The organism is Oceanospirillum sp. (genome assembly GCF_982874595.1).
This window is the reverse complement of sequence record NZ_CEYNZH010000078.1, coordinates 1-10,718: the sequence shown is the minus strand read 5'-3', so window position 1 is coordinate 10,718 and position 10,718 is coordinate 1. Positions and strand designations below refer to the sequence as shown.

Here is a 10,718-nt window from a genome sequence, read left to right as displayed (position 1 = left end):
CTAACCGGTCTGCTTCAATCATCAGCTTGGCCTATTGATTCATCGGTGAAGGTTAAAAACACTGTATATTAAATCATACCTTTTAAGGCTGCCCGGATCAGCTCTTCCGTGCTCATCCCACTACTGTAAACAGCATTCACCGCCTTACTGGCCTGTGCAGGCTTATAACCCAGCGCAATAAGCGCCTGCTCTGCCTCTTCACGACCATCCTTCACTTCTATTGCGGTAGCCGCTTCACCGGACTCCGGAGCCGTTAACTCAAACACCTCAGGATCAGTCGCCCAATCTTTAAGGCGATCTTTCATTTCCACCAGCAGACGCTCAGCGGTTTTCTTTCCCACACCCGGCAGCTTGACCAGCTCATTGGTATCGCCATCGTTAACACAGCGCACAAACTGAGACGCTTCAATACCGGATAAAATAGTCAGAGCCAGCTTAGGGCCAACACCGTTCACTTTGATCAGGTCACGAAACAGGCGGCGCTCATTGCGATCACCAAAGCCATACAACAACTGGGCATCTTCCCGCACCACGAAGTGTGTGAACAGCTCCACCGACTCACCCAAGGCAGGCAGCTGATAAAAAGTGCTCATAGGTGCTTCTACTTCATAACCCACGCCATTCACATCGATCAGCAGCTGGGGTGGCATTTTCTCTGCCAATACGCCTTTTAGTCGTCCAATCATCGTATTCAATCCTGTTTTATTGATTCGCCGCTGATTTCGATGCCTGAGACTTCTTCATCTCACGCTGTTGCCGCTTTTCTTCTGCTGTTTTGTAGGAGAGCAGAAACACCGGTAACTGTAAGTTCCAGTAGATCGCCGCCAATCTTAGCCCGATCACAAATGACATGGTCACGATAGCGCTCACAGCCTCTGTTCCTTCCGGTAAAAACCAGCGCAGATTCACAAAGACCACCGCTCCCGCCATTGCCGCCGTGGCGTAGATCTCTTTCTGGAAAATCATCGGAATTTCACCGGTCAGCACATCACGCACCACACCACCGAACACGCCGGTCATCACGCCCATCATCACAGCAATAACCGGTGGATGCCCCAGATTCAAGGCCACCTGCGCACCAATCACCGTAAACACACCAAGCCCGATTGCATCGGAAACCTGCAGGGTTCTGTAGGGAAAAGGGTGGAAACGTGCGGCAATAAAGGTCATCACCGTAGTCGCCACAATAACCCAGATATAGAGGGTTTCAACCACCCAAAACACAGGTGTACGACCAAGTACCAGATCCCGGATCGTACCGCCGCCGATGGCCGTGACCATACCGACCACGATAACACCGAACAGATCAAGGCGCTTTTCACTGGCCGCCAGCACACCGGTAATGGCGAAAACAATGGTGCCAAAAATATCGAGATAATAGATAAAAGGGATATTAAACAGCGTCATGCTGCATTACTCCGGGCGGAATTGACGCCAGCAACTGCTACGACGACCACCGCGTTTTCCGGCACCGGCAACCAAACCCAGGTTTGAATTGGCGTGACAGATCGCGATAGCCAGAGCATCGGCGGCATCGGATTGAGGAAGATCGGAAAGTTTCAGAATGGCAGCGACCATCTGCTGCACCTGAACCTTGGTTGCGGCACCGGTTCCCGCTACAGCTTGCTTGATCAGACGGGCGGCATACTCACTGACCGGCAGCCCCACATTAGCCGCAGCAACAATAGCCACACCGCGCGCCTGCCCCAGTTTGAGGGCAGAGTCAGCATTTTTCGCCATAAACACCTGTTCAATGGCGAACTGGGTTGGCTGATATTGAGCGATCACCTCAGAAACTCCGGCATAAACCTGCTGTAGCTTATCCGCCAGAGTCTCGCCGGTGATTTTGATAAAACCACTGGCGATATAATTCATTCGGTGCCCTTCCATGCGGATAACACCATAACCGGTCTTCCGGCTACCGGGATCAATACCCAGGATGACGGCCATAACTGTCCTTAAAGTACTCCCGCCTGAAAGTGCTCAGGCAGAAAACGCCAGCCACAAAAAAGGTGGCCGGAAAACATTAGCCCAGCTGTTCCATAACATCAGCCGGGATATCCGCATTGCTGTACACGTTCTGAACATCGTCCAGATCTTCCAGATGCTCGATCAGCGCCATAATTTTTTCCGCGCCCTCTTTGTCCATTGGGGCTGTGGTAGAAGGCACCATGGTCACTTCGCCACCAGCGGCTTCAAGTCCGGCCTCAGCCAAAGCTTCTTTAACCGCGTTAAACTCTGTCCAGTCCGTTGTGACTTCAATAGAGCCGTCATCATGGGTCACAATGTCTTCGGCACCGGCTTCAAGACCCACATCCATAAGCGCCTCTTCATCAGCACCCGGCTCGAAATAGATCTGACCTTTTTTCTCAAACAGATAGGCAACAGAACCGTCGGTTCCCAGATTGCCGCCGCGCTTTGAAAAAGCATGGCGCACTTCCGCTACGGTACGATTTTTGTTGTCGGACATACATTCAACCAGAACAGCAACACCGCCCGGGCCATAGCCCTCGTAGGTCATCTCTTCGACGTTATCGCTGTCCGCGTCTCCCGCACCCCGGGCAATCGCTCGGTCGATGGTGTCACGGGTCATATTCGCGCCCAGAGCTTTATCAACCGCGGCACGCAAACGCGGATTATCTTCCGGCAAAGGACCACCCTGACGAGCGGCTACGGTCAGCTCGCGAATCAGTTTGGTAAAAATTTTGCCGCGCTTTGCATCCTGCGCAGCTTTCCGGTGTTTAATGTTTGCCCATTTACTGTGGCCAGCCATTCCAAACTCCCGTTTGTATCTGAGTTATTCACACAACCTCTTTATTTAACCGCCTGTCATCTCAGAAAAAAGATTCAAGCTATCTGAAGCCGTTAAATAAAGACGCTAAAACTAAAATGGGCATCAGAGAGAATCTGATGCCCATCGAAACCATAAGCGCCGGACAAACCAACGCTTAAGGCACAGCTATAAAAGCTGCTTATTCTTCCGTAGGCGCAATCTTCTGACGCAGACGGATATTCAGCTCTTTCAGCTGCTCAGCACTTACCTCGCCCGGAGCTGCAGTCATAACACAACCGGCACTCTGAGTTTTAGGGAAGGCGATCACTTCACGGATCGACTGGGTACCTGTCATCAGCATCACCAGACGGTCCAGACCGAATGCCAGACCACCGTGTGGTGGCGCACCGAATTTCAGCGCGTCCAGCAGGAAGCCAAACTTCTCCTGCTGCTCTTCCTGGCTGATACCCAGAACGTCAAACACCGCCTGCTGCATCTTCTGATCATGGATACGGATAGAACCGCCACCCAGCTCAGTACCGTTCAGAACCATATCGTAAGCAACGGACAGGGCTTCACCCGGGTTCGCTGCCAGCTCTTCAGCAGAACACGCCGGAGAAGTGAACGGGTGGTGCAGTGCAGACAGGGAACCATCGCTGTTCTCTTCGAACATCGGGAAGTCTACAACCCACAGCGGAGCCCACTCACAGGTGTACAGATTCAGATCTTCACCCAGCTTGCAACGCAGTGCGCCGATCGCTTCGTTAACCACTTTAGCGGTGTCAGCACCGAAGAAGATGATATCGCCATCCTGTGCATCAACACGATCCAGCACATCATCAATAACATTTTCCATAAACTTAACGATCGGAGACTGCAGACCTTCCAGACCCGCTTTACGATCATTAACTTTGATCCATGCCAGACCACGGGCACCATAGATACCCACGAACTTGGTGTATTCGTCGATCTGCTTACGGGACAGTGAAGCACCACCCGGAACACGCAGCGCGGCAACACGACCTTTAGGATCCGTAGCCGGGCCAGAGAAGACTTTAAAGTCAACCTGCGCCATCAGATCGCCCATGTCCACCATTTCCAGTGGAATACGCAGATCCGGCTTGTCGCTACCAAAGCGGTGCATCGCTTCAGCAAACGGCATACGTGGGAATTCACCCAGATCAACGTCCAGTACTTCCTGGAACAGTTTCTGAGTCATGCCTTCAGCCAGACCCATGATCTCTTCGTCAGTCACGAAAGATGCTTCGATATCGATCTGAGTAAACTCAGGCTGACGATCGGCACGCAGATCTTCATCACGGAAGCACTTAGCGATCTGGTAGTAACGGTCCATACCAGACACCATCAGCAGCTGCTTGAACAGCTGAGGTGACTGAGGCAGCGCAAAGAAGCTGCCTGCGTGGGTACGGCTTGGTACCAGATAGTCACGGGCACCTTCCGGCGTCGCACGGGTCAGGATCGGTGTTTCGATATCCAGGAAGCCTTTCTCATCCAGATAGTTGCGGATGGTGTGGGTCATCTTGGAACGGAAACGCAGTTTTTCCAGCATCTCAGGACGACGCAGGTCAACATAGCGGTACTTCAGACGAACGTCCTCACCCACTTTAACGTGCTCATCCAGAGGGAATGGAGGCGTTTCAGAAGCGTTCAGTACTTCAACATCTTTACCCAGAACTTCAATCATGCCGGTCGGCATATTCGCGTTCGTAGTGCCTTCAGGACGCGCACGTACCAGACCTTCAATTTTCAGCACATACTCGCTACGGCTTTTATCAGCAGCCGCGAAAGCTTCTACTGTGTCAGGGTCAACCACCACCTGAGTCAGACCGTCACGATCACGCAGATCTAAGAAAATTACCCCACCGTGGTCACGACGACGGTGAACCCAGCCACACAGAGTGACTGTTTCGCCGATATGGGATTCATTCAGTTCGCCGCAATAATGGCTGCGCATAATTATGTCCTGTTTTCCTGTTGTACTCTTTTATAGCCACTCACCCTGAACAACACACAGGGTCAGCAACCATGATTCAATAGCGGCTGAACGCCGAATGCGCCTGCAACACATCAGTGAAGCCAGCGCGAATTTAATTCTTTCCGCCCCGCATCGATTTCAGACGGGCATATAAGGCGAAGTATTATATACCCGACCCCGCATCAACTCCACCGCCCGCAAAGGCAAATGCGGCATATGAGCAGGAAAAACCGCGTTAAAACAAAAATATAGCCCGATGACGACCCAATCCGGCGACAGAACGTCTCACAGCCAAACGCACAGAACAGCTCGCAGGCAAAACGACAGATCAGACCGATCCGTAGCGCTCACCAATCAGCTGCCACAAACGATCAACCATCGGTTTTTCATCACTGACAGAGCGATAAAGACAGATTGCCAGCGGGATCACCCACTGCTCAGAACCACAGGGCACAATCGCGCCGGATTCAAGCTCCTGCTTAATGGTCACTTCCGGCAACCAGGCAACACCCTCTCCTGCCAGCACCATCTCTTTCAAACCCTGAGCCATCGCGGTTTCATATACCTTTTTCAGACTCAGATCACCCAGCTGAGACCGCAGCCGCTCACGCACCGCCTGCCCCAGCATCGCCTCAGAGGTATAGGCCAGATAAGGCACATCCTGATCCACACCCAACCGATAGATCGCCTGACCGTGGCGAGTCGCTTTACATACCGGCACCAGACGCGTCCAACCTAACTGACAATGGGGGAACAAGGCTTCATCCAGCCGAATCCAGGACTGAGGATCATGAAACGCCAGCAGGAAGTCACACTCCCCTTTGCGCAGCGCATTCAGCCCCACATCAACATTGGCCGCCTCGGTACGCACCATAAAGCCGCTTTCCTGCTGACGAATCCAGCGCACCAGCTCAGGCATCAGGGTAAACGTCAGGGCATGAGCCGCACAGAAATTGATTCGGGGAAGATAACCACCGGAAGGAGACAGCTGACGAACCGCCGCCTGCAACTGAGCCAGCACCTTGCGCGCGGTCGGTAAAAACTGCTGCCCGGCCTCACTGAGGCGCACCGGCTGAACATCACGCTCAAACAGCTGCACACCCACGGATTGCTCAAGGGTCTTAATGCGTCGACTGAAGGCGGGCTGAGTGACATGCCGAAGGCGCGCGGCCTGAGAAAAACTCTGGGTCTTTGCTAACGCCAGAAAGTCTTCCAGCCACTTGGTTTCTATGTTGTGCATGCTCTACCGATAACGCCTCCGCTTAAGGCGCACTATTGGATTCAATTTCGCCTGATAATTCAACCGCTGAATAAGACTAATGACTTAAAAAAACGCTATTACCGAAAAAACTCTGCAGATGAATATGTAACGCCTCTCCTAAGGGCAGAAAAACAAAACCCCTGATAAAGTTCTTTATCAGGGGTTTGCTCAACCTGAGACAACACATCAGTCACGAAGCACGGCCACAGGTTTTAACCGCTTTTAACCAACACCTGAACAGGGCAGTGCTCGGGTATTGGTATTAACGCGATTCTTTTCAGCGCAAGCTATTAACCTATGAATCCTTAATCATGAGATTCTTAACCGCACTCTTAACCGAGGGCTTTTAACCACGGGCTCTTAACCACGATAATAGCGCTGCTCGACTAATGGCATTTTCGCCACGGTCATCGGCAGCTGCTTACCACGTACGCTGGCGAAAACCTGAGTTTCCAGGGCGGAGAATTCAGTAGCCACGTAACCCATAGCCACAGGCTTCTCAGCTGTCGGACCGAAAGTACCACTGGTCACAACACCAATCTTGTTGCCATCGGCATCAAACAGCTCAGCACCTTCACGGATCGGTGCACGACCTTCTGCAACCAGACCCACACGCTTACGGGTCCAGTCTTTGTTCGCGATCTGACCCAGAATGATATCCGCGCCCGGGAAACCACCGGCACGCTCACCATCCGCACGACGCACTTTAGAGATCGCCCAGATCAGGCTGGCTTCCAGCGGCGTGGTCGTTGTGTCGATATCGTGACCGTACAAACACAGACCCGCTTCCAGACGCAGAGAGTCACGAGCTCCAAGGCCAATCGCTTCTACTTCAGGCTCATTCAGCAGCAGGCGACAGATGCGTTCAGCTTCTGCTGACGGAATAGAGATTTCAAACCCATCTTCACCGGTGTAACCGGAACGGGAAACCAGACACTCAACGCCATCAACTTTAACGGCACAGGCATCCATAAAGACCATATCCGCAGTATCCGGAGCAAAGCGCGCCATGACAGCCGCAGCTTCAGGACCCTGCAGCGCAACCAGCGCAGCATCATCCATCACTTCCAGCTCAACATCGTCGCCCAGGTTTGCGCGCATGTGAGCGATATCCTGCTCTTTACAGGCCGCGTTCACAACGACGTAGATGTAATCACCATGATTGGTCACCATCAGGTCATCCATCACGCCGCCCTGCTCATTGGTGAACAGCGCATAACGCTGCTTACCAGCGGGCAGATCGATAATATCGACAGGTACCAGAGCTTCCAGCGCCTTAGCGGCATTTGCGCCGTGCAGCTTCACCTGCCCCATGTGGGACACATCGAACAGACCAGCCTTCTCGCGGGTATGGATGTGCTCTTTTTTAACACCCAGCGGATACTGAACCGGCATCTCATAGCCCGCGAACGGCACCATGCGAGCGCCCAGCTCATTGTGAAGGTCAAATAAAGGAGTTTGTTTCAGAGCACCCTGCGCGTCTGCCATCGTAAACCTCATATAAGGACTAGACCCTCTGAGATACGTTAGACCATTTCAGGAAAACTCAGAGGAAAGTTGCGAGCCGATTATGCTAATCGACTCAACCAGCGTTTCTTATTGGAAACAAAGCTAACGAAATAGGAAACCTGTTGCAAGAAAAGTTTGCCAAATCAGGCGGTCACCCAAAGCACAACCGCATCCTCTTCACTGGTAGACACCAGCGAATGCCCCATGGCGCAATCGTAATAAGCCGAATCTCCCGCCATAAGCTCAATCGGCTCATAAAATTCCGTGTAGAGCAGAACCGAACCGGACAACACATAGAGCAACTCCTCGCCCTCATGACGAACCCACTCCGGGTACTCCTCAATGGATCGCGCCCGCACCACTGTACGGTAGGGAATCATCTTCTTATTGGTCAGCTGAGTGCTGAGCAACTCATGCTCGTAGGTTGGCGTGGGATGCGGTTTACCCTCACCTTTGCGGGTGATATCTCGACGCCCGGTTGCAGCCACGGCTTCTTTCGGACGGGTAAACAGCTGAGGCATATCGATCCCCAGACCGTTCGCCAGCTTGGTCACCACAGAGAAGGTCGGCGAGATCTGATCATTCTCAATCTTAGACAGCGTAGAGCGCGCCAGACCCGACAGCTTGCTGGCCTCTTCAAGGGTCAGATTCTGACTCAGGCGAATCTCCCGCACCCGTTTACCCAGCTCAAGAGGCTCCACATAAGACTCCGCATTGGCTTCGGCACGGGTGATCTGGATCTTTTCTTCACGCTGCTTTTCTTCGATCAGAAAATGAGGCTCTTCAGGCATCGTAATTCCCTATGTGAGATATGGCAGAACCGCCTATATACCGCGCATTCAAACCTTTAACTGGTTCGGCATGTTACACAAGCGCTTGTCGCTTTTAAAGCCAGCATAGGGCATTTCCCTGAAACAGAAACCTTTGTTTCCGATTGGAAATTTTTTATTGCACTCTGCAAAACCAATTTGATAATCTGACGCCCGCCAAAGCGGGCAGCCTGTCTATCAGGCTAGTAAAAAATGTGTCCTGCACGCACATGCAGAATCCGGCAATGATTCCATGACCAGAGTCAGACACCCTCTGTATGCTCCAAAAGAGTGAAATCAAGGCTTTTGTTGCGCGCTGGCCTTCTACTATCGGTCAGAGGCAGGCAACAGCAAGTCATAAGCGTGCAGGACATAGTTTTTTGAACCGCTCGCTATTCAGGGCGATCAATTAAGGGTTTTCTGCTAAAGACTCCTAAACTCAATAACAACAAAAAACGCTGTCACCGCCGGAATAAACCAATTCATCTCAGGCGAGTCAGCAGAATAAGAAGGAGAAGGCTATGTCACTGAGTATTTTTGATCTGTTTAAAATTGGCATAGGCCCTTCAAGCTCGCATACCGTCGGCCCCATGATCGCAGCAAACCGCTTTATCGATCAGCTGAAAAGCCAGACGGAAGGCAACAACAGCCTGGATCGGATCAGCCGGGTTAAAACAGAGCTTTTTGGCTCTCTGGCGCTGACCGGCACAGGTCATGCGACCGACACTGCGGTGTTACTGGGTTTACTGGGGGAGCAACCGGACACGGTTGAAACCACAGGTGTCGATCAGATGATCAGCACCATTCGCCATAACCATCAGCTTTTACTGGGTGGCGAACATCATATCGAATTTAACGAAGCGCAGGATCTGGTGTTCCATTTTCAGGATTCACTCCCGGAACACCCGAACGGTATGCGCTTCAGTGCTTTTGATCAGGCTGGCATGGTTTGCTGTCAGGGCGTTTACTACTCCGTAGGCGGTGGCTTTGTTCTCAGCGAAGACGAGATCAGGGCTAAGCCGGAACTGAGCGCCGCATCGCAGCTGCCTAAAGAGAGGCTGCAGGATAGCGTCGAACCCCGCCCCTACCCGTTCAAAAGCGGTAAAGAATTACTGGCCAGAGGTAAAGCCTCCGGCAAAACCATCGCTCAGATGATGCTGGATAACGAGATCGCCCTGCAGGCACCGACGGCAGCGGATGAAAGCCAATGCGAAGCCGCGATCCGACAGCAGCTGATGAACATCTGGCAGGTGATGGATGACTGCGTCCGCAAGGGCTGCAAAGAGACCGGTGAACTACCGGGCGGACTGCATATTAAGCGTCGTGCACCGGAACTCTATAAAGAGCTGACGGAAAAACCGGAAATCGCCCTGAAAGATCAACTAACGGTGATGGACTGGGTCAATCTGTTCGCCATGGCCGTGAATGAAGAAAACGCTGCCGGAGGCCGGGTCGTTACTGCCCCAACCAATGGTGCAGCGGGCGTCATTCCGGCCGTGTTAAGTTATTACGTGCGCTTTCTGCCCAATGCCAATGAAGCAGGCATTATTGAGTTTTTAGCCACTGCCAGCGCCATCGGCATGCTCTATAAAGAGAACGCCTCTATCTCAGCAGCAGAGGTGGGTTGTCAGGGTGAGATCGGCGTCGCCTGCTCTATGGCTGCCGGTGCATTATGCGCGGTCATGGGCGGTACGAACGAACAGATCGAAAATGCCGCCGAGATCGGCATGGAACACAATTTAGGTTTAACCTGCGATCCGATCGGTGGACTGGTTCAGGTGCCCTGCATCGAACGCAACACCATGGGTGCGGTCAAGGCGATCAACGCTGCCCGTTTGGCGATACGCGGGGATGGTCATCATCAGGTATCACTGGACAGCGTGATCGAAACCATGCGCCAGACAGGCCTTGATATGCAGGACAAGTATAAAGAAACCTCAAGAGGTGGCCTTGCCGTTAATGTGGTCAACTGCTAACCCTTCTTTAGGCGCAAAAAGGCTTAAAATGATCAAAATAAGCGGGAAATATCGCTCTTGGGCTTTGTTTCCCGTACGCATTTAAAGATAATCACGGCCAGCACCGGATAACCGTTCCGGTTGCTGCCATTTAGTCATTTCATTAGATCTAATCAGATAAAGATTGAGGAAGCGAACATGAGCAATATTCCGGGCAACCTGAAGTACACCGCATCCCACGAGTGGGTTCTGGACAACGGTGACGGTACGGTAACGGTTGGTATTACCGATCACGCACAGGACCAGCTGGGCGATGTGGTATTCGTTGAGCTGCCTGAAGTTGGCCGTGAAGTGGATGCTGGTGAAGAGTTCTCTCTGGTTGAATCTGTAAAAGCAGCGTCTGACATCTACGCAC

At 52.4% G+C, this 10,718-nt stretch carries 10 protein-coding genes; 2 read left to right on the top strand and 8 right to left on the bottom strand.

The genetic code is table 11. The annotated features are described in order from the left end of the window. Positions 1 to 68 precede the first annotated feature (68 nt). The 8 genes from ruvA to AC4GL5_RS17715 all read right to left on the bottom strand — a co-directional run bounded on the left by ruvA (position 69) and on the right by AC4GL5_RS17715 (position 8,330). On the bottom strand, positions 69 to 686 hold the full coding sequence (ruvA, locus tag AC4GL5_RS17750) for a Holliday junction branch migration protein RuvA (protein ID WP_490384139.1): 618 nt from the start codon (positions 684 to 686) through the stop codon (positions 69 to 71). Between the two features lie 16 nt (positions 687 to 702). Beyond that, complete coding sequence (locus tag AC4GL5_RS17745) at positions 703 to 1,407, bottom strand: trimeric intracellular cation channel family protein (protein ID WP_490384138.1); 705 nt, start codon at positions 1,405 to 1,407, stop codon at positions 703 to 705. 6 nt (positions 1,408 to 1,413) lie between these two features. After that, entirely contained in the window at positions 1,414 to 1,950 is a 537-nt protein-coding gene (ruvC, locus tag AC4GL5_RS17740; RefSeq protein WP_490384137.1) for a crossover junction endodeoxyribonuclease RuvC, read from the bottom strand. Between the two features lie 76 nt (positions 1,951 to 2,026). Beyond that, positions 2,027 to 2,773 carry a YebC/PmpR family DNA-binding transcriptional regulator gene (locus AC4GL5_RS17735; protein ID WP_490384136.1) on the bottom strand — a complete coding sequence of 249 codons (747 nt, stop codon included), beginning with the start codon at positions 2,771 to 2,773 and terminating at the stop codon, positions 2,027 to 2,029. A gap of 199 nt (positions 2,774 to 2,972) precedes the next feature. Next, positions 2,973 to 4,748 carry an aspartate--tRNA ligase gene (gene aspS, locus AC4GL5_RS17730; RefSeq protein WP_490384135.1) on the bottom strand — a complete coding sequence of 592 codons (1,776 nt, stop codon included), beginning with the start codon at positions 4,746 to 4,748 and terminating at the stop codon, positions 2,973 to 2,975. Between the two features lie 349 nt (positions 4,749 to 5,097). Continuing rightward, positions 5,098 to 6,009 (bottom strand): LysR family transcriptional regulator, encoded by a 912-nt coding sequence (locus AC4GL5_RS17725; RefSeq protein ID WP_490384134.1) that lies wholly within the window; start codon positions 6,007 to 6,009, stop codon positions 5,098 to 5,100. 381 nt (positions 6,010 to 6,390) lie between these two features. Continuing rightward, entirely contained in the window at positions 6,391 to 7,518 is a 1,128-nt protein-coding gene (gcvT, locus tag AC4GL5_RS17720) for a glycine cleavage system aminomethyltransferase GcvT (protein WP_490384133.1), read from the bottom strand. A gap of 164 nt (positions 7,519 to 7,682) precedes the next feature. Further along, positions 7,683 to 8,330 (bottom strand): helix-turn-helix domain-containing protein, encoded by a 648-nt coding sequence (locus AC4GL5_RS17715; RefSeq protein ID WP_490384132.1) that lies wholly within the window; start codon positions 8,328 to 8,330, stop codon positions 7,683 to 7,685. Positions 8,331 to 8,869: 539 nt separating this feature from the next. On the opposite strand from AC4GL5_RS17715, the gene AC4GL5_RS17710 reads away from it, so the two are divergent. Next, positions 8,870 to 10,324: an L-serine ammonia-lyase gene (locus AC4GL5_RS17710; protein WP_490384131.1), complete on the top strand. Its 1,455-nt coding sequence runs from the start codon at positions 8,870 to 8,872 to the stop codon at positions 10,322 to 10,324. 177 nt (positions 10,325 to 10,501) lie between these two features. Next, positions 10,502 to 10,718 (top strand): glycine cleavage system protein H (locus tag AC4GL5_RS17705; RefSeq protein ID WP_490384130.1); only part of this gene is annotated, 217 nt, incomplete at its 3' end.